At 56.0% G+C, this 18,818-nt stretch carries 15 protein-coding genes; 4 read left to right on the top strand and 11 right to left on the bottom strand.

Annotated elements, in window-relative coordinates:
- Nucleotides 1-565: 565 nt before the first annotated feature.
- The 7 genes from AO726_RS11025 to prfB all read right to left on the bottom strand — a co-directional run bounded on the left by AO726_RS11025 (nucleotide 566) and on the right by prfB (nucleotide 7,177).
- The gene (locus tag AO726_RS11025) at nucleotides 566-862 is read right to left on the bottom strand and encodes a hypothetical protein (RefSeq protein WP_058068135.1); all 297 of its coding nucleotides are present in this window, start codon (nucleotides 860-862) and stop codon (nucleotides 566-568) included.
- Between the two features lie 78 nt (nucleotides 863-940).
- Nucleotides 941-1,687: a TIGR00266 family protein gene (locus AO726_RS11020; protein ID WP_058068134.1), complete on the bottom strand. Its 747-nt coding sequence runs from the start codon at nucleotides 1,685-1,687 to the stop codon at nucleotides 941-943.
- A 70-nt stretch (nucleotides 1,688-1,757) separates the two neighbouring features.
- Complete coding sequence (locus tag AO726_RS11015) at nucleotides 1,758-3,053, bottom strand: flavohemoglobin expression-modulating QEGLA motif protein (RefSeq protein ID WP_177330551.1); 1,296 nt, start codon at nucleotides 3,051-3,053, stop codon at nucleotides 1,758-1,760.
- 17 nt (nucleotides 3,054-3,070) lie between these two features.
- A complete protein-coding gene (locus tag AO726_RS11010) occupies nucleotides 3,071-3,622 on the bottom strand; it encodes a hypothetical protein (protein ID WP_058068133.1) in 552 nt (183 codons plus the stop codon).
- A 26-nt stretch (nucleotides 3,623-3,648) separates the two neighbouring features.
- Nucleotides 3,649-4,359, bottom strand: coding sequence for a TetR/AcrR family transcriptional regulator (locus AO726_RS11005; RefSeq protein ID WP_058068132.1), 711 nt, complete (start codon nucleotides 4,357-4,359; stop codon nucleotides 3,649-3,651).
- Between the two features lie 115 nt (nucleotides 4,360-4,474).
- Nucleotides 4,475-5,989 carry a lysine--tRNA ligase gene (gene lysS / locus AO726_RS11000; protein WP_058068131.1) on the bottom strand — a complete coding sequence of 505 codons (1,515 nt, stop codon included), beginning with the start codon at nucleotides 5,987-5,989 and terminating at the stop codon, nucleotides 4,475-4,477.
- A 92-nt stretch (nucleotides 5,990-6,081) separates the two neighbouring features.
- Nucleotides 6,082-7,177 (bottom strand): peptide chain release factor 2 gene (gene prfB / locus AO726_RS10995; protein WP_152987283.1). Its coding sequence is split into 2 segments (ribosomal slippage): nucleotides 6,082-7,104 and nucleotides 7,106-7,177, totalling 1,095 coding nucleotides; the frame shifts between segments, so codons are not numbered across the junction.
- 159 nt (nucleotides 7,178-7,336) lie between these two features.
- Between prfB and AO726_RS10990 the strand changes: the two genes are divergently transcribed.
- The gene (locus AO726_RS10990) at nucleotides 7,337-8,974 is read left to right on the top strand and encodes a sensor domain-containing diguanylate cyclase (protein WP_058068130.1); all 1,638 of its coding nucleotides are present in this window, start codon (nucleotides 7,337-7,339) and stop codon (nucleotides 8,972-8,974) included.
- A 40-nt stretch (nucleotides 8,975-9,014) separates the two neighbouring features.
- Here the strand turns inward: AO726_RS10990 and AO726_RS10985 are convergent, their stop codons facing one another.
- The 3 genes from AO726_RS10985 to AO726_RS10975 all read right to left on the bottom strand — a co-directional run bounded on the left by AO726_RS10985 (nucleotide 9,015) and on the right by AO726_RS10975 (nucleotide 12,221).
- Nucleotides 9,015-9,761, bottom strand: a complete 747-nt coding sequence (locus AO726_RS10985) for a tellurite resistance TerB family protein (RefSeq protein WP_058068129.1) — start codon at nucleotides 9,759-9,761, stop codon at nucleotides 9,015-9,017.
- 130 nt (nucleotides 9,762-9,891) lie between these two features.
- A complete protein-coding gene (gene recJ, locus AO726_RS10980; RefSeq protein ID WP_058068128.1) occupies nucleotides 9,892-11,604 on the bottom strand; it encodes a single-stranded-DNA-specific exonuclease RecJ in 1,713 nt (570 codons plus the stop codon).
- Between the two features lie 77 nt (nucleotides 11,605-11,681).
- Nucleotides 11,682-12,221, bottom strand: a complete 540-nt coding sequence (locus AO726_RS10975) for a YaeQ family protein (RefSeq protein WP_058068127.1) — start codon at nucleotides 12,219-12,221, stop codon at nucleotides 11,682-11,684.
- A gap of 243 nt (nucleotides 12,222-12,464) precedes the next feature.
- Between AO726_RS10975 and AO726_RS10970 the strand changes: the two genes are divergently transcribed.
- The 3 genes from AO726_RS10970 to AO726_RS10960 all read left to right on the top strand — a co-directional run bounded on the left by AO726_RS10970 (nucleotide 12,465) and on the right by AO726_RS10960 (nucleotide 17,315).
- Complete coding sequence (locus tag AO726_RS10970; RefSeq protein ID WP_058068126.1) at nucleotides 12,465-15,353, top strand: discoidin domain-containing protein; 2,889 nt, start codon at nucleotides 12,465-12,467, stop codon at nucleotides 15,351-15,353.
- A 136-nt stretch (nucleotides 15,354-15,489) separates the two neighbouring features.
- Nucleotides 15,490-16,689: a CaiB/BaiF CoA transferase family protein gene (locus tag AO726_RS10965; protein WP_058068125.1), complete on the top strand. Its 1,200-nt coding sequence runs from the start codon at nucleotides 15,490-15,492 to the stop codon at nucleotides 16,687-16,689.
- Nucleotides 16,689-17,315: a 2'-5' RNA ligase family protein gene (locus tag AO726_RS10960; RefSeq protein ID WP_058068124.1), complete on the top strand. Its 627-nt coding sequence runs from the start codon at nucleotides 16,689-16,691 to the stop codon at nucleotides 17,313-17,315. Before AO726_RS10965 ends, AO726_RS10960 begins: the two co-directional genes overlap by 1 nt.
- A 62-nt stretch (nucleotides 17,316-17,377) precedes the next feature.
- Here AO726_RS10960 and thrC read toward each other — a convergent pair whose 3' ends face one another.
- On the bottom strand, nucleotides 17,378-18,787 hold the full coding sequence (gene thrC, locus AO726_RS10955) for a threonine synthase (protein WP_058068123.1): 1,410 nt from the start codon (nucleotides 18,785-18,787) through the stop codon (nucleotides 17,378-17,380).
- Nucleotides 18,788-18,818 lie beyond the last annotated feature (31 nt).

The raw sequence follows: 18,818 nt of genomic DNA, 5'->3' as shown, positions 1-18,818 counted from the left end.
TCAATAATGTGTATAGAAGATCGTCGGACTCGCCTCTTGGGGCCAATCTCAGAATGTTTTTGGCAGCACCGACCACAGGTCCGCGCACCGAAAGGTCGATCAAGATACACAGCGCACCCAAGCCGCACAAGCCACCCTAAGTAGGATATGCCTCTGTGCAAAAGAAGCAGATAAGCGGACGCACAACTGCGCCATAGCAGGGTTCAAGCCCTACGTATCAGACTACCAAGGCAACTGAATTTTCCCGAACCACAGACTTAGCTCAGCTCTGCTGGTAGCCCAAAGGCCTGTCGCAAAGCCCTTGAGTGCTAATGCTCAGCCACACCAGGTGACAGTTGTGGCCTCTCAACTACCAGACAAACGGCTATACGCTGCCTGTCGCTTAGCGAATGTGATGCTGCTCTCGCGAAATGCCCTGAAACATCGTTAAGGGCATACCAGTACCGACAAGAGTGCGACAATCGGACGCGCAAAAACGCCTCAAAAACTGATCAATAAATGATCAAAAGCAGGTGCACTGCAAGCTATTTTATGTCAAGAGGCCAACTGCAGCGCACACGGCCTATTAGTTACAGCGCACTGCCTGTTTGCGGTCATCCACCAGAACGCCGCTTAAGCCTTTGTTTTCAGTATCAAACATCACCAAAACACCATCGATACACTGGGCGATCTGCCTAGCCGGCTTGAGGGATACCTTGTAATCCTCGCCCGGTACGGTTTTCAGCATGGTGAACTCAGCCAACAGCAGTGCGTCTTCCGGCTTGGCGATATGCAGATAACCGTAATAACCCAGCACAGCCACTGTGCCGCAGATGCTGCCTACAGCGGTCAGGATCAGAGGAATTGGATTCAACTGGCTCATGAAAAATACCCAAATGTGAAATCAGCGGCGCAGCTTGCGGCAATTGCAAGCGCTTGAAAAGCTGTATGGCGTCGCATGCTATTGCCCGCCTGCCCTCACCTCACCTTGCGGGCGGGCTGTGGCGACTGCAATACGCTGGGCCAAACGTGAGAATGGCAGGCTCTGTATCCATACAGTGCCAGTGCCTTTAAGGGTGGCCATTATGATCCCCTCACCGCCAAACAGCATGCTTTTCAACCCCCCCGACAGAGCAATGTCGTAATCGATGCCGGAGGTGAATGCGACCAGGCAACCAGTATCCAGACGTAACGTTTCGTTGTTCAGCTCTTTGCGAATCACCGCGCCACCCGCATGTACAAAGGCTAGCCCATCACCTTCCAGCTTCTGCAGGATGAACCCCTCACCACCGAAAAACCCCGCGCCAATACGTTTACTGAAACTGATACCGACCCGAGTGCCGTAGGCCGCACACAGAAAGGCGTCTTTCTGGCAGATCAGCGTGCCGCCGACTTCACCCAGTTCTACCGGCACCACAGTTCCCGGATACGGTGCAGCAAATGCGACCTGAGCTTTGCCTTTACCTTCATTGGTAAAGTGGGTCATAAACAGTGACTCGCCTGTCAGCATGCGCTTGCCGACACTCCACAACTTACTCAGGACACCGCTGCTCGAGCCATCACCCAGGCGCGTTTCAAAGCGCACGCCTTCGGTCATGTAGTTCATCGCCCCTGCTTCGGCGATCACTGTCTCGCCAGGATCAAGGCCGATTTCCACACTTTGGGCTGAACTGCCCTGAATCACATAATCAAGCGAATGACTGCTCATGGGATGACTCCGCTGAAAAGCACTCAGCCCATGGCAGCCGTTATCCGGCAGCCATGGGCTGATAATGGGGTTAGAGGATATTGGCGTAATCCGCCTCGATCCGATCCAGGCTGAGGTTGTTGAGGAAGTTGGAAAAGCACATCCACGCTGACAGTGAGTTCAGATCGCTGAACTGCGGCGGTAAGTACTTGGGCGGCACCACCAATCCTTCGTCGACCAGTTGGCGCAGCGTGCGCATGTCTTCCAGGGTGGTTTTGCCACAAAACAACAGCGGAATCTGCTCCAGCTTGCCTTTGCGAACGGCCAGCTGAATGTAGTTGTAAATCATGATGAAGCCCTTCAGGTAGGACAAATCCTTGGTGAAAGGCAGTCCCGTGCTGCTGGAGCCTCGGAAAACGCGGCTGGCATTGCTGTAACTCTGTTCCAGCGAGAACCCCTGCCCCAGATAGAACTCCGCCACCTGAACAAAATCCGCCCCCTCTTCGGCCATATGAATAGCGCGAGTGCGGTTAGTCAGTTTGCGCAACCGGGTAGGATATGAGGCGAATGCAATCACCTCCATCAGAATAGCCAGTCCTTCCTGAGTCACTGTTGATGAGGGCGGCCCTTTGGCCAGGAAGGTGCAGATCGGCTGATTCAAGCCATTAAGCGTGGTCGCCACATGCACCAGCCCTTCATGGACTTCCAGAGCTTTGACATCACGCTCGTTGAACATGGCGTCGCTGCGCACTTTGATGTAGTCCGCCCCGGCCGCTGCGTCAGCAATAATACCGTCCGACTCGAAGACCCGGATGGTGTCTTCATTTTCACCGAACACTTTATTCAGGCGGCTTTGCAGAATCTCCACGGCATCCTTGGCCGTCAGGGTTTTCGGCTCATCCTTCAAGTCACCGCGTTTATCGATGTTATTGAGGAAGTCGGAGAACATCATCCCCAGATCCGCCAAGGTGGGATCACCGGCATGGAATGCGTCAGATGCTGCGCCGTAAAGGTCTTGACTGATCAGGCCAAAGTCATCAGTGCCGCGTGCTTCGAGCATGCGGATAACCATCCGATACTCGCGGCACATCCGGCGCATGATTTGTCCAACAGGGCTGAACTGCCCCAACTGACGGGTGATATCCCGCTCAATATTCTGAAACTCAAGCTTTTTGGCGGCAGCATCAAACGCCAACGGCCGACCGAGGTAATAATCACGGTCAACTGCGGGCAGCTTCTTACCTTTGTGCTTGAGAAAATCCAGGCGAATGCTGTCATCCCATTTCACAGCATCCAGCACCCGGATCGGGGTCTGCGCTTCAACAATACGGTCAGACAATGCTCGGACGGTGAGCTGGTAGTCATCCAGCCCGCTAAGACTATTCATGCGTACCCCATTAACCGCTAATCACCTGCGCGCTGATAGCGTGCGACTTCTATGAATACATCCGCATTGGCCGGGTCGTCCAGAAATGTGAAGACAACGGGTAACGGGCTACTGATAAGCGCCCCATTTCCACCGGAGCTTTCGTAGGTATCCCCCTTGAGAGCACCGCGCTCGATTTCCCTGATGATTCGGTCAACGTCCAGATTGTATAGAACAAGCTCGTTATTGGCCGTCAGTTCGAAACCTGCGATGGCAAAATTGGCACCCATGCTTTTCGGCAGGCCCGCTGAAACATACCAGCGCCTGCCGTGATGGGCCACGGTAAAGCCGTATTCCTTGTCCTGGCCCGCCTCGGCCTGTTCGGCATCATAAATGCGGGCTTTATACAGATTGGAACCCGCACGGGTCACTTCGAGGAACACCTGCTCACCCCACTCATTCTTACGTGTCCACTCCCCCAGCAGGGGAATTGGGGCCGCTTCATTAGCTGGAATAGGTTCACGAAAGGTGACCAAACAGCCGCCGAGCAACGTAAAGCACACGACAAGCAGCGCGCGCCAGGTGTTCATCGGGTTCTCCTTTTAGGTTTAGTACCTCACAAACCAAGAACCAGGTACATATAACGCTTGAGCGTAGTCACCATTTCGTCAGTATCCAGCTTTTCGACACCATCCAGCAGCCCCATGTATTCCATACGCAGGATAATGGCGGTCATCAGCTTGGCGTCCTGCTCAACGTGCTTGGAACCCAGAACCTCAAAAAAGCGGGTCACGCCATTGAGGATGAGCTTGCGGTGAGCGTGCGCAACTTCGTAAAGACGTGGATTGATCAGCGCTTCCTGCATGAAGGCTTGCTCAGCCAGCAACAGTTGGCGGTGGTTGAGCAGTTGATCCTTTACATACTCAACCGAGACGCGCGCCACTTCATCGGCAAGGCGCTTGCGCGACTCCACCGAGCCATCCAACTGATCAACCAACTGTTGAAGAAGATCTTCGATACCTGCCCAGAATTGTTCGAGGTGTGCAGCGCTGCGCTCGACAAACTGGTTGAACGTATCAGTGATCAGATCATTGATATCCTTGAAATAGTAGGTAGTCGCGGACAATGGGACAGCAGCCTCGGCTGCGACAGCGCGATGACGCACTGCCCGGACACCATCACGCACAATAATGCGCATGGCTGCATCCAAGATGTTTTGTCGACGTTGTTCACTGCCGCGACGGCTGGCTTTGCGGCCCAGATAATGAACACTATCCGAAACGACGCTGGCTACTACGGTGTTACTTGCTTGAGCGGTGCTGGACATTTCAATGACCTTCCCTTGTCAGTGGTACTTACGGCTGATTACGTACTTAGTCAGCCAATTACCGAAAAAATCCCTATCCCGGAAAGAAAAAACCGCCCGAAGGCGGCTTTTTCAGTCAACCCTGGTGTCGCATGTGCGGAAACAGAATGACATCACGAATTGAGGGTGAATTGGTTAACAACATGACCAAACGGTCGATACCAATCCCCTCACCGGCAGTCGGCGGCATACCGTACTCAAGAGCGCGCACGAAATCTGCGTCGTAGTGCATGGCTTCGTCATCGCCAGCGTCCTTTTCAGCAACTTGCTGCATAAAACGCTCAGCCTGGTCTTCAGCATCATTAAGCTCGGAATAGGCATTAGCGATCTCACGACCACCGATGAACAGCTCAAAGCGGTCGGTCACACTCGGATCATCATCACTGCGACGCGCCAGTGGCGAGACTTCGAACGGGTAACGGGTGATGAAGTGCGGCTGCTCCAGCTTGTGCTCAACCAGCTCTTCGAAAATCATCACCTGTAGCTTGCCCAACCCTTCGTGGCCCAACACCTTGGCACCGGCTTTTTTCGCGATTTCGCGGGCTTTGTCGATGTTCTGCAGGTCGTCGGCGCTGATGTCCGGGTTGTACTTGAGAATCGAGTCAAATACCGACAACCGGACGAACGGCTCACCGAAGTGGAAGACTTTATCGCCGTACGGCACATCGGTTGTGCCCAGAACAGCTTGTGCCAGCTCGCGGAACAGCTCTTCGGTCAGGTCCATGTTGTCCTGATAATCGGCATACGCCTGGTAGAACTCGAGCATGGTGAACTCAGGGTTGTGGCGGGTCGACACCCCTTCGTTACGGAAGTTGCGGTTGATCTCAAAGACCTTTTCGAAACCACCGACCACCAGACGTTTTAGGTAAAGCTCCGGAGCGATACGCAGGAACATCTGCATGTCCAACGCATTGTGGTGAGTTTCAAACGGCTTGGCCGAAGCTCCGCCCGGGATCGACTGCAGCATCGGGGTTTCCACTTCAAGGAAACCACGCTCATTGAGGAAGCGGCGGATGTGGGCAATCACCTGGGAACGCACACGGAAAGTGTCACGTACTTCCTGGTTAACGATCAGGTCTACGTAACGCTGGCGGTAGCGCTGTTCGGTGTCGGTCAGGCCGTGATGCTTGTCCGGCAGCGGGCGCAGGGACTTGGTCAGCAAGCGGACATTTTGCATATCCACATACAGGTCGCCTTTGCCGGAGCGGGCCAAAGTGCCTTCAGCCGCGATGATATCGCCCAGGTCGAAGTGTTTGACCGCTTCAAGCTGCTCAGGTGACAGAGTTTTGCGGTTTACATAAACCTGTAAACGGCCAGAGGTGTCCTGAATAACGATGAACGCGCCACGGTTGAGCATAATGCGCCCGGCGACCTTGACCGGAATAGCGGCAGCTTCCAGCTCTTCCTTGGTCTTGCCTTCGTACTTTTGCTGCAAGTCGGCGCAGAGGCTGTCACGGCGGAAGTCGTTGGGGAAGGCATTGCCCTGCTCACGGACAGCTGCAAGTTTTTCCTTGCGCTGGGCAATCAGTTTGTTTTCTTCCTGTTGCCGTTCTTCATGAGAAAGAGGCTGCTGGTCGTTGTGGTCGCTCATGGTCGTTTAAATGTCCTGTAAATCGTTGGTTGGGCATTTAGCCCGGCAGGTTCGCGGCAGCCGTCTGACTGCCGCTTGCCATCTGGTGGCACTCAAAGCCCCTGTTTCAGGCTCGCCACGAGGTATTCGTCGAGATCACCATCCAGTACTTTGTCGCAGTCGCTGCGTTCAACACCGGTGCGCAAGTCTTTGATGCGCGAAGCATCAAGCACGTAGGAGCGGATTTGATGCCCCCACCCGATATCCGACTTGCTGTCCTCAAGGGCTTGGGACGCAGCGGTGCGCTTCTGCATTTCCTGTTCGTACAACTTGGCCCGCAGCATTTTCATGGCGGTGTCCTTATTGGCGTGCTGGGAACGCTCGTTCTGGCAACTGACCACAGTGTTGGTCGGCACGTGGGTGATACGCACCGCCGAATCGGTGGTGTTTACGTGCTGACCACCGGCACCGGATGAACGGTAGGTGTCGATGCGCAGGTCCGCCGGGTTGATCTCGATTTCGATGTTGTCATCGATTTCAGGCGATACGAACACCGCAGTAAACGAGGTGTGACGACGGTTGCCGGAGTCAAACGGACTCTTGCGCACCAAGCGGTGAACACCAATTTCAGTACGCAGCCAACCAAAAGCGTATTCGCCCTTGATGTGCACGGTTGCACCTTTGATGCCTGCCACCTCACCCTCGGAGAGTTCCATGATAGTGGCGTCAAAACCGCGCTTGTCGGCCCAGCGCAGGTACATGCGAAGCAGTATGTTGGCCCAGTCCTGAGCCTCAGTGCCGCCGGAGCCGGCCTGGATATCCAGATACGCGTTGTTCTCGTCCATTTCGCCACTGAACATGCGACGGAACTCGAGTTTTTCCAGAATGTCGCGTAGTCGCTCAAGCTCAGTGACGATATCACTGACCGCGCCTTCGTCATTTTCCTCGACTGCCATATCAAGCAGGTCGCGGGAATCAGTCAGACTACCGGTGAGGTCGTCAATGGTCTCAACGATCAGTGCCAGCTGGGCACGCTCGCGGCCCAAATTCTGGGCGTATTCAGGGTTGTTCCAGACGCTTGGGTCTTCGAGCTCGCGGTTTACTTCGACAAGGCGATCATTCTTCTGATCGTAGTCAAAGATACCCCCGAATGGTCTGGGTGCGCTCGGACAGGTCCTTGATGGTGTTAAGGATCGGGTTGATTTCCATGGCTGGCAGCACTCGCTGGTCAAACTTTCGAAAAGCCGACGATTATACCCGCAATAAGGACTCCTCTGCAGTAGGAATCGCGCGCCAACTCAGTACAAACGTCCACACCTCATTCTATAATGCGGCCTCTCTATTACCTTTTTTTATAAGAGTCGTGGCATGTTTCACTCGCACAGTCTTCGCACGCGCTTCGCTCTCATTATTGCGGTGCTGGTATTCAGCCTGAGCTGGCTACTGGGCTCCATCATTGAGCACGATGCTAGCAAGCGTATAGAACAGCGTGTGGGGCAAAATCTGGGCGAACTCGCCAACACCATGGTTGAACGCCTTGACATTGACATGCAGACGCGAGCGTCCATACTCACTGTAATCAGCCACTTGGAAGTGCTAAAGCGCCCGGATGACATTGACCAAGTGCGCGTCTTGGTGGACGAACTCAAGATCAACTTCCCTCGCATTGCCTGGATCGGTTTCACGGATGCGAACGGTCAGGTTCTGGCCTCCAGCAACCGCGTACTGGAAGGCGCTAACATCTCGCAGCGACCGGTGTATCAGGAAGCACTTAAAGGCGTATTTATCGGCGACGTACACGAAGCGGTGTTACTGGCCAAACTTTTGCCCAACCCTACCGGCGAAGCCATGAAGTTCGTGGACATCAGTATTCCGGTGCGTAACGACGATGGCGCGCTCGCAGGTGTTCTTGCCGCCCACTTGTCATGGGAATGGGCTAACGAGGTGCGACTCGCCATCCTTGAGCCGATTCAAAAAAACCGCCATGTTGAGTTTTTTATACTCAGCAAAGACGGGACGGTTCTATTAGGCCCGCAAGACATGATCGGCCAACCGCTGGCATTGTCGGGCATGAAAACTCCAGACCAAACACAGCCTCAGTGGTTTACCCAGCGCTGGCCAGATGGGCAGGAGTACCTAACCGGAGTGGCAACTAGCAAGGGCTACAGGAACTACGAGGGGTTGGGCTGGACTGTAGTTGCACGCCAGCCGCTGAACCAAGCCTATGAGCCGGCCTACGCAATGACGCGCAATATCCTGCTATGGGGCAGCCTGCTGGCCATTCTGTTTGCCCTGCTAGGGTGGTTTCTGGCTGGCTATTTCACCCGTCCTTTGCGACGCATTGCCCGAGCAGCTGACCGACTCAGCGCAGGTAAGGTCAGTGTAATCCCCGACCTCAAGGGGACCAGTGAGATTGTCCGACTCAGTCAATCCATTCGCCATTTGGTTGAGAGCCTGCGCCTGCAACAAAGCGCCCTTGGTGCGATGCAGAACCTAGCGCATCACGACGCACTGACCGGACTGCCAAACCGCATTGCACTGGAGGGTTATCTGGCACGAGCCCAACAACTGTGCCACACGCACCAGAACAGTTTGGTTGTGTTCTATCTCGATTTAGATGGGTTTAAACCAGTCAATGACCAGTATGGCCACGCCGCAGGTGACCAGTTGCTCAAAGAGGTGGCCCTGCGCTTGCGCAGCTGTCTGCGCGAAGGCGACCTAGTGGCACGACTGGGCGGGGACGAATTCTTGATGGTGTTGCAGGTGACCGCTAACTCTGCACAGGAACAGGCGCAAATGGTAGCCACACGGACGCTACAGGTGCTGGGCCAGGAAATTCAACTGGATGGGTGTACGGTACAGATCGGTTGCAGCATTGGTGCAGCGATCTGGCCTGCTGACAACCAGCAACTGGACGCCACACTGGAGCTAGCGGACAAGGCGCTGTACAGGGCTAAGAAAGCCGGGCGTAACCGCGTGGTCTTTCACTCGGACCAGCCTGATTGAATCACTGGCGACCGCGCTGCAGGTCGCCAGATCAGGGTGATCAGCCCGCCACGAGTTCCTGCCGGACTTGCGCTTCCAGTTCACTTTTCAGTGCCGGATCGAGCTTGAGTTGGCGCGCCAGCTCATCAAGATAAGCGCGCTCCATGAAGTGCTCCTCGTCCACCATCAAGACACTGGCAACATACATTTCTGCAGCAATTTCCGGCGTGCGGGCGGCGCGGGCGATCTCAGCAGGATCAAGCGGCTTATTCAACTCAGTCTGAAGCCAGCGCTGCAGCTCTGCGTCGCCAGTCAGGCGGGTGAACTCACCCTCAATCAGTTGACGTTCACGCTCATCCACATGCCCATCAGCCTTTGCAGCCCCAACCAGAGCCCTGAGGATTGCCTGACTGTGCTCTTCTACTTGCGGGCCTGATATCCGGTCGACCGTTTGCAGCTCCATCGGTTTGGCAGCGCTCTGCTGTGCCTGCCAGTTGTTGTAGGCCTTGTAAGCGACTACACCCAGTGCCGCCAGGCCACCATAGGTCAACGCCTTACCACCTACTTTGCGGGCACTTTTATTACCTAACAGCATGCCCAATGCGCCGGCTGCCAAAGCACCACCACCCGCACCTTTAAGTACGGAGCCCAAGTCACTTTTACCAGAATTACCCAGTACGCTTCCCAGCGCGCCACCGAGCCCACCTGCCAAGCCACCGCTAAGACCACCGGAGCCGCTGGCACCTTTCTTCTGCAGCAGGTCTTGGCCGGATTTGAGCAATTGATCAAGCAATCCACGGGTATTCATCACATGCACTCTCTGTAGGTAACTACGTATATGAGAGTCATTGTAGTCGTCTGGGTTTCCTGCCCCAGATGACAGTGTGATTCTAAAAATTGCAGATTCGGCTATTTCTTTCGTGCTGCAGGTTATGAAATTACCTGGGACTGATGTGAGCGATCATCAGCTGCACGGTTTCCTGTCCACGAAACTCATTGACGTCCAGCTTGTAGGCCAACTCGACCCAACGCACGTTAGGGTTGGGCCACACATCCCGATCGACCCCAAAGGCAATACCATCTAACTGCAAACTGCCGCACTCGGTTTTGAGAACGACCTTAAGATGACGCTCACCAACAATGCGCTGTTGAACCAACTGGAATACGCCGTGGAACAGCGGCTCTGGGAAGTGTTGCCCCCAAGGCCCGGCATTGCGCAGTTCCTTGGCTAGTGGCAGGTGGAATTCGTTGATCGACAAGCTACCGTCCGATAACAGCCGGCCGGTCAGATCATCCTCCGTCAACTGCCGCCGCACCTCTGCATCGAAGGCCACGGCAAAGGCCCCGAAATGCGACTCCGGCAAGGACAGTCCTGCAGCCATGGCATGGCCGCCAAACTTGCTGATCAGTTGCGGATGCCTTGCTGCGACCGCGTCCAACGCATCACGGATATGGAACCCCGGCACTGAACGGGCTGAGCCTTTGAGTTCGCCATTACCAGCGTCAGCAAAGGCGATAGTCGGGCGGTGATAACGCTCGCGCAGACGCGAAGCCAGGATACCTATCACGCCCTGATGCCAATCTGGCTCAAACAGGCACAGGCCAAACGGCATATCGTCCAGCGGCAAGTCCTTGAGCTGAGCCAACGCCTCACGCTGCATCCCCTGCTCAATGGCCTTGCGGTCCTGATTGAGCTCATCCAGTTGCACGGCCATGTCACGGGCTAGGTCTGGGTCTTCGCAGAGCAGGCATTCGATCCCCAACGCCATGTCATCCAGACGTCCCGCCGCATTCAACCGTGGCCCCAGGATAAAACCTAGATCTGTGGAGGTGATGCGCCGGTGATCTCGCCCAGCGACTTCAAGAATCGCCCGCAATCCCGGCCGAGCCCGACCGGCCCGAATACGCGCCAGCCCCTGATGCACCAAGATGCGGTTATTGGCATCCAGCGGCACCACATCGGCTACGCTGCCCAGCGCGACCAAGTCCAGCAATTCACCCAGATTCGGCTCAGGACGCTGCGCAGTAAACCACCCCATCGTCCGCAAACGCGCACGCAGCGCCAGCAGTACATAAAACATCACGCCGACGCCTGCCAGCGACTTACTGGGGAAACCGCAATCCGGCTGATTTGGGTTAACGATGGCATCGGCTGCAGGCAGTTCCGGGCCGGGCAAGTGGTGGTCAGTGACCAACACCCTCAAACCAGCCGCCTTGGCTGCCGCGACACCTTCAACACTGGAAATACCGTTGTCCACGGTGATCAGCAGCTGCGGTTCGCGCTCAAGGGCTACGGCAACAATCTCCGGCGTCAGGCCGTAGCCGTACTCAAAACGATTGGGTACCAAATAATCCACATGCGCCGCGCCCAGCATGCGTAAACCCAGCACACCAACACTGCTGGCGGTTGCGCCATCGGCGTCAAAGTCACCTACGATAAGCATGCGCTGCCCCTGTTCCAGCGCGTGCACTAAGAGATCGACTGCAGCATCCATGCCTTTGAGCTGCTGATAAGGAATCAGCCGCGCCAGTCCTTTATCCAGCTCATCGGCAGACCTGACACCACGGGCGGCGTATAGACGAGTCAGTAACGGCGGTAAAGGCCCAAGGTCGGGCAGATCAGCGGGCAGCGGGCGGTGTTCAATACGCATGGGAATTCCGGGAGCAAAACAGACAGTGCAAGCACCAGCTTAAGATGGACCTGCACTTAAATGACGCTAAAGCGAAATTAACGTTCGCCGATCAGCCACTCCAACGGCAGCTCGTGCTGACCGCGTTCATCAGTGATAAACATCTCACCGTCGCTGATCATCACACTCCAACTCAGGGAACGCGGCATGTCTTCGGCCAGCGCAGCCAGCGCTTCCTGCCCCAGGGCCACCACGTTGATGTTTTTCAGGGTGCGCACTGGATCCAACTCTTTGGTCTGCCACACGCGCAAGTTGCCGTAGGCCACCAGACTGAACTTCTCAGTACGGCGCGAGCACCAGGTCATACGCTCGCTGTCCGGCTGACCAACTTCAATCCAGTGCAACACACGGTCATCCAGGCTTTTTTCCCACAACGCAGGCTCATCCACATCGGAAAGGCCGCGACCGAACGCCAGTTGCTCGTGATAGAACAACGCATAAGCCACCAGCCGCGCTGCCAGCCGCTCCTCAGTTTCCGAAGGATGGCGGGCCACCGTGAAACGCAAGTTTTCGTAAACATTGCGATCCATGTCAGTCAGGTTCAGTTCGATTTTGTAGGTGGTAGACGGCAGGGCCATGGACGGAGCTTCTTGATTGATCAGATAAGGGGCGCAAGTCTACCGCGAAATACCTGAAAGTTGCCGCCCCGTTACGTCGCTCTCCCCCTCTTCGTACGGATACTAAAAGACCTGCAGCCGATATACACAGGCACGTCCCCTGCCTAAGATGCCCGCGCCGGCACTTTCCAAACGAACACTAACCCAGCCCAGCTTTGTCGATTGCGATCAGCAAAGGTGTGGCCGTATGCAACAGGAATTGCCATGCATCGTTTCACCTTAAGTGCACTCGCCCGTGCCACCGGCCTTCGCAGCGCCGGACTTACAGCTGCTCTCTTCATTCCGCTGTGCAGCGACGCGCTGGCACACGTGCAACCCGAGCCAATCCAAGCCGCCCAGAACCAAATCGTAATGACGGGCAACTTCCTGAACCTCGCCGCTCTCAACAATAACACCCGCACTGGCGGCGAGGTCGCTACCGAGTTGCTGCGCCAACAGACCGGTCTGAGTATCCGCAACCTAATACCAAGCCCAACAGATCAGTACGCAGACATGCAGGTCATGGTCGGTAAAACCATTTTGCTCAAACGTAGTCAGCCAGTGGAAGATGACGCGATCATCGCCAGCCGCCCTGACGGCAGTTTTATCGCCCTGATGCCACAGGCCAACGCCATTATTCGTGGCACTGCGGACGGGCAACAGACGCTGCTACGCTTCACTGGCGCCATGCCCAACGAGCACGCTCACGACTCGGTCGACGAACCGCAGGACGCTCAACCCAGCCAACGCCTGTCACGCACCGGGCAGCTTAGTTATCAAGTCGACCGCAGCCGCTTAGGCGAGATTGTGATCGACCTGCTGGCCGGTTTCTCGAATAAATCTGCCGAGTTTATTGGTGACCCTGAAGCCTATGCCCTGACTCAAGTCGTTGCAGTGAACCGCTCGCTGAAGCAGTCGCTGGTTGAGGGGGTTCGCTTACGCTTGGTAGGTGTGCAGATTGTCCCGAATGATATGCCCATCACCACAAGCTCACTCAAGCAGGTCCGGAGCATGTTTGCTCAAGGCATCCGCCAGTACAGCCCTGACTTGGTCGCAAGCTTTGTGAGCGGCATTCCTGATCAAGACACTGCAGTCGGTTGGGGCAACGTGAATGGCCGCTATTCGATTAACTACATCAACCGGCCTATCGTCTTTCGTCATGAAGTCGCTCATAACATAGGCGGCCACCATTGTTCTGACGGCTCAAGCTACCGATTTGGCTACTCCAACGGACGCGTGAAGACCATTCTCTGCGGCAACCAAGTCCCCTACTACTCCAACCCCGATGTACTAGACACACAAGGCGTGCCGCTTGGGGATGCACGAACAGCCAACATGGCGCGCGTCTGGCGCGAAAACGCGGCAAAGGCTTCAGCTTACGCCCCCGCAGTGGTTCCCCTGGAAGATGAACAACCAACATCACTACTGCACACAACCCTGGATCTGGCTAAAAACCAAGTCCGCCATTTCACGCTGGACGTACCGGCTGGCACCCAACGCTTACTGTTAAGCACAATGCAGGGCCCGCTTAACGAGTCGATGAACAAAGTCCAATTCCTCCTGAAAAAGGGCAGCCAACCCAGCAGCAGTGACTACGACTATCGCTCGAGGTTAAGCGGTAATGCCGTACTGTCGGTCGACAACCCGCAAGCGGGGCGTTGGTACCTGGCTCTACAGGGTGAGCCGAACAAGGCCTTTATCAATATGGTTGTCGACGGCCAGGCGTATGCGCAAAAAAACGAAACGGTTCAGGCCCGCTATGTTCGACTGGTCGCCAACTCATCGATAGATGGCTCGCCAACTGCCAGCATCGCTGAACTGCACCTGGCCGATGCCCATGGCAAATCACTGCCGCGTAACTGGCAGATCCACTCAGCCAGCAGCACCATGAGCGGGGCGGCTGCCAGCAACATCTTCGACGGTAGCACGGCGACCTTTTGGGCCTCTGCAAACGGCACAAGTTATCCCCACCAACTGGTGATCGACCTAGGTCAGGAGACACGTTTCTCTCAATTGCACTACCTGCCCCGTCAGGATAAGAGCATGAACGGCAACATTAAGGCCTACCAGGTGTTTGCCGGCGCAAGTGCTGACGGCCCGTGGACCTTGCTCTCCAGTGGCGAATTCAGCGCTGACGATGAAGTAAAATCTGCGAGTCTCAGCCCTATGGAAACCGTACTGCCGCCAACAGCAGTGATCCACGGCGCTAAAGAAGCCAATGCAGGGCAACAGGTAACGCTGGACGCTTCTGCATCAACGGACCCTAAAGGCCATGCCCTGGACTTTACCTGGAAGGCCTCGCCAAACGTAGACTTCAGCATCGACGGCCCGCTCCTGAACTTCATCGCTCCCAAACTAAACACAGACACTCGCTACCGTTTCACCCTGAAGCTGAGTAACGGCAAACAGACCAGCACCACCAGCCACGATGTACTGGTAAAAGCCAGTGCTACAGCCACTAGCTGCTCCGCCCCGTGGGACGCCAAAAAATCCTATTCGGAAAATGACCTGGTCCAGCACAAAGGTCGCCTCTATATGGCCCGCTGGTGGATCAAAGGCAGCGAGCCCGGCAATCCAGCTGTAACTGGTGCAGACGGTAGCGGCAAGGTCTGGAAAGACATGGGCCCGTGCGAGAACAGCACTGCCCCAGCCCTGCCGATAGCCAAGATCAGCGGCGTAACCAGTGCCAAAGCCGGGCAGCAGGTGACTCTGAATGCCTCAGGCTCCAGCGAGCCGACAGGTCAACCCCTGCAATACCGCTGGAGTGTCAGTCCAAACCTGAGCTTCAAGGCCACCGGTCCAGAACTGTCATTCATCGCTCCTAAGGCCTCGCAGAACACCAGCTACCGCTTCAAACTTGAACTCAGCAACGGCAAACAGAGCGTATTCAAAGAGCACACCGTGACGGTCAGCGCAGAAACCGGGGAGCAACCGTCTGGGTGTCAAACTCCATGGAGCGCCAAAACGGCCTACCAAGGCGGCAATAAAGTGAGCCACAAAGGCCACATTTACACTGCCCGCTGGTGGACTCAAGGCAACGAGCCAGGCAACCCCTCCTTCACCGGAGGCGAAGGCAGCGGCAGGGTCTGGAATGATGAGGGTGCCTGCAGCTAGCGCCTAAACTTAACCCTACGCTGTCACTAAAGCGGGTGCCTGATGGCACCCGTTCTTTATGCTGCTGCCAGCATTTCAATATGCCGGTGCTGAGCCAATGGCATAATGCTCCAAGCTAATCTTCACCGGAGTCATGATGGCAACGCTTAACAAACCCCTCGCAGGCCTGAAAGTGGTTGAACTGGGCACGCTGATCGCCGGGCCGTTTGCCTCGCGAATCTGCGCCGAATTTGGTGCTGAGGTCATTAAGGTCGAATCCCCCGATGGTGGTGACCCGCTGCGTAAGTGGCGCAAGATTTATGAAGGCACATCACTGTGGTGGTTTGTTCAGGCGCGTAATAAGCAATCCCTCACGCTTAACCTCAAGCACGAATCCGGCCGTGACATTCTGAAAAAGCTGCTCGCGGATGCAGACATCCTGATCGAAAACTTCCGACCCGGCGTGCTGGAAAAACTTGGCCTGGGCTGGGATGTGATCCATGCGTTAAACCCTAATTTGGTTATGGTGCGCCTGTCCGGCTTCGGCCAGACCGGCCCGATGAAGGATCAGCCAGGCTTTGGCGCTGTCGGCGAATCCATGGGCGGGCTGCGCTACATCACAGGTTTCGAGGATCGTCCGCCAGTACGCACCGGCATCTCCATCGGCGACTCTATTGCCTCACTGTGGGGCGTCATTGGTGCGCTAATGGCCCTGCGGCAGCGCGAAGTCAACGGTGGCAAAGGTCAGGTGGTGGATGTGGCGCTCTACGAAGCCATCTTCGCCATGATGGAATCCATGGTCCCCGAATTCGACGTCATGGGTTTTATCCGCGAGCGCACCGGCAACATCATGCCCGGCATTACACCCTCCTCCATCCACACCAGCGCAGATGGTAAGCACGTTCAGATTGGCGCCAACGGTGATGCGATCTTCAAACGTTTTATGCAGGCCATCGGCCGCAATGATCTGGCAGACGCGCCGGACCTGGCCAGCAACGATGGCCGTGACCAACGCCGGGACGAGCTCTATGGCGTGATTGATCGCTGGGTCAACAGCCTGCCACTGGATCAGGTCATGGCCACCCTACAGCAGGCGGAAGTGCCGGCCAGCCGTATTTACAGCGTGGAAGATATGTTCAGCGACCCGCAATTTCTGGCTCGGGACATGCTCCTGTCCAGCAAACTGCCGGATGGTAAGACATTCAAAATGCCAGGCATCGTACCTAAACTCAGCGATACGCCGGGTGAAGTTGAATGGATCGGCCCAGAGCTGGGTGAGCACAACCACAGCATCCTCAGCCAATTGGGCTACAGCCCGGAGCAGATCAGCCAGTTGAAAAGCAGCGGCGCAATCTGATGCCGCACAACTGGCAACACACCCTCGCCTGCGAGCTGCGGGATTACCCTGAATGGCATAAAGGCCGTAGGCGTTACGGTGTTTGGGTAATCACGGTTAACGAACCGGCAGTGCTGTCGCGCATCCAGCAAGCGCGTGAAGTCCTCGGCGATTGGCTGCACCCACATGGCCAGCGCCAGGCACATATCACCCTGTTTGTTTGCGGCTTTATGGCTGACGACCAGCAACATGATGATGACTTCACGCATGGTCAGTTAAGCGCACAACGTGCAGCGCTGGAGCCACTGCATTACCCGTCATTCGAACTGGAAATTGGCCGCGCAGACAGTTTCAGCAGCGCCGCTTACTTGCGGGTTACTGACCCAGGCCAACACCTGCAAGCGATCAGGGATAAGTTGGATACTCTCAGTAATGAAATCCGCCAAACGCATTACGTGCCACACCTGACCTTGGGCCTGTATCGCCAGAGCGTGCAACGCGAACACCTCATCGAACGCCTGCAACAGATACCTTCGACGCCGTTACGAATGACGGTTCAGGACATTCACTTCGCCACCTACGAAGCGCAAGAACAACACGGCCCTTTACGCTACGAAAATACGGTGGCACTGACAGCTTCAAACTAAAAATGGAAGGCACAAAAAAGGCCGGTCCCTCACGGTAACCGGCCTTTTCTATTTAACGCTACTTAGAGCGGCTTACCACGATTACCGTGCTGAGCAACAAAGCTCTGCACGGCTTTCAGGTCGTTAGCCAACACAGTGCAACGCTCTTCGCGCTCAAATAGATCGGTCAGATGCGCTGGCAGTGCCGGAGCCTGACCCACACCTGCCTTTTCAACCGCTTCCGGGAACTTGACCGGATGTGCAGTACCCAGCGTCACCATCGGTGTAGCCAAACTGCGGCGGCATTCGCGGGCAGCGCGTACACCAATGGCAGTGTGCGGATCCAGCAGCTCACCGCACTCTTTGTACACCTGAGCGATGGTTTCGCAGGTCTGCTCATCATCAACAGCCAGCGAGTCGAACAGCTTGCGCGCTTCAGTCCAGCGATCTTGCTCCACGCTGAAACCGCCGCCCTGCTTGAAGGTATCCATGAGACCAGCAATAGCAGCGCCATTGCGACCGTGCAGGTCGAACAACAGACGCTCGAAGTTGGACGAAACCATGATATCCATCGATGGCGACAACGTCGGATGCAGAGTTTCCTTCACATACTGGTTGCCGCTCATGAAGCGGTGCAGGATATCGTTGCGGTTAGTGGCGACGATCAGTTGGCTGATCGGCAGGCCCATGTTACGCGCAAGGTAACCGGCAAAGATGTCGCCGAAGTTGCCAGTCGGCACCGAGAACGCGATGGAGCGCGCCGGGCCACCCAGCTGCAGTGCCGCGTGGAAGTAGTAAACGATCTGGGCCATGATCCGCGCCCAGTTGATCGAGTTCACTGCAACCAGGCGAGTACCTTTCAGGAAGCCCTGATCAGCAAAGCTGGCCTTGACCATTTCCTGGCAGTCATCGAAGTTGCCTTCGATGGCGATGTTGTGAATGTTGTCGCCCAGAATGGTGGTCATCTGGCGACGCTGCACCTCAGACACACGGTTGTGCGGGTGCATGATGAAGATGTCGACGTTCTCGCACGCCTTGCAGCCTTCAATCGCAGCCGAGCCGGTATCACCGGATGTCGCCCCCATGATCACCACACGCTCGTTGCGCTTGGCCAGCACGTAATCCAACAGGCGGCCGAGCAGCTGCAGGGCAAAGTCCTTGAACGCCAGGGTCGGACCGTGGAACAGCTCCAACACCCATTCATTGCCATTCAACTGACGCAACGGTGCCACAGCGTTGTGGGCAAACACTGCGTAGGTTTCTTCGAGGATTTTCTTGAAGTCAGCGTCTGGAATGCTGCCTTCAACAAACGGGCGCATAACACGGAACGCCAGCTCGTGATACGGCAGGCCAGCCCAGGAGGCGATCTCCTCCTGAGTAAAGCGCGGCAGATTTTCCGGCACATACAGGCCGCCGTCGCTGGCCAGACCAGCAAGCAGCACGTCTTCAAAATTCAGGGCCGGGGCCTGACCACGGGTACTGATATAACGCATAGAAGCAAACCTTTGATTCGAAACTTTAAAC

Source organism: Pseudomonas sp. TTU2014-080ASC (assembly GCF_001446935.1).
GTDB lineage: Bacteria > Pseudomonadota > Gammaproteobacteria > Pseudomonadales > Pseudomonadaceae > Aquipseudomonas.
This window is presented reverse-complemented; position numbering and strand designations above follow the sequence as displayed.

Bases quoted from the DNA above. Each gene is read 5' to 3' on its own strand.
- AO726_RS11025 (WP_058068135.1), bottom strand. From the start codon at position 862: ATGAGCCAGTTGAATCCAATTCCTCTGATCCTGACCGCTGTAGGCAGC.
- AO726_RS11020 (WP_058068134.1), bottom strand. From the start codon at position 1,687: ATGAGCAGTCATTCGCTTGATTATGTGATTCAGGGCAGTTCAGCCCAA.
- AO726_RS11015 (WP_177330551.1), bottom strand. From the start codon at position 3,053: ATGAATAGTCTTAGCGGGCTGGATGACTACCAGCTCACCGTCCGAGCA.
- AO726_RS11010 (WP_058068133.1), bottom strand. From the start codon at position 3,622: ATGAACACCTGGCGCGCGCTGCTTGTCGTGTGCTTTACGTTGCTCGGC.
- AO726_RS11005 (WP_058068132.1), bottom strand. From the start codon at position 4,359: ATGTCCAGCACCGCTCAAGCAAGTAACACCGTAGTAGCCAGCGTCGTT.
- lysS (WP_058068131.1), bottom strand. From the start codon at position 5,989: ATGAGCGACCACAACGACCAGCAGCCTCTTTCTCATGAAGAACGGCAA.
- AO726_RS10990 (WP_058068130.1), top strand. From the start codon at position 7,337: ATGTTTCACTCGCACAGTCTTCGCACGCGCTTCGCTCTCATTATTGCG.
- AO726_RS10985 (WP_058068129.1), bottom strand. From the start codon at position 9,761: ATGAATACCCGTGGATTGCTTGATCAATTGCTCAAATCCGGCCAAGAC.
- recJ (WP_058068128.1), bottom strand. From the start codon at position 11,604: ATGCGTATTGAACACCGCCCGCTGCCCGCTGATCTGCCCGACCTTGGG.
- AO726_RS10975 (WP_058068127.1), bottom strand. From the start codon at position 12,221: ATGGCCCTGCCGTCTACCACCTACAAAATCGAACTGAACCTGACTGAC.
- AO726_RS10970 (WP_058068126.1), top strand. From the start codon at position 12,465: ATGCATCGTTTCACCTTAAGTGCACTCGCCCGTGCCACCGGCCTTCGC.
- AO726_RS10965 (WP_058068125.1), top strand. From the start codon at position 15,490: ATGGCAACGCTTAACAAACCCCTCGCAGGCCTGAAAGTGGTTGAACTG.
- AO726_RS10960 (WP_058068124.1), top strand. From the start codon at position 16,689: ATGCCGCACAACTGGCAACACACCCTCGCCTGCGAGCTGCGGGATTAC.
- thrC (WP_058068123.1), bottom strand. From the start codon at position 18,787: ATGCGTTATATCAGTACCCGTGGTCAGGCCCCGGCCCTGAATTTTGAA.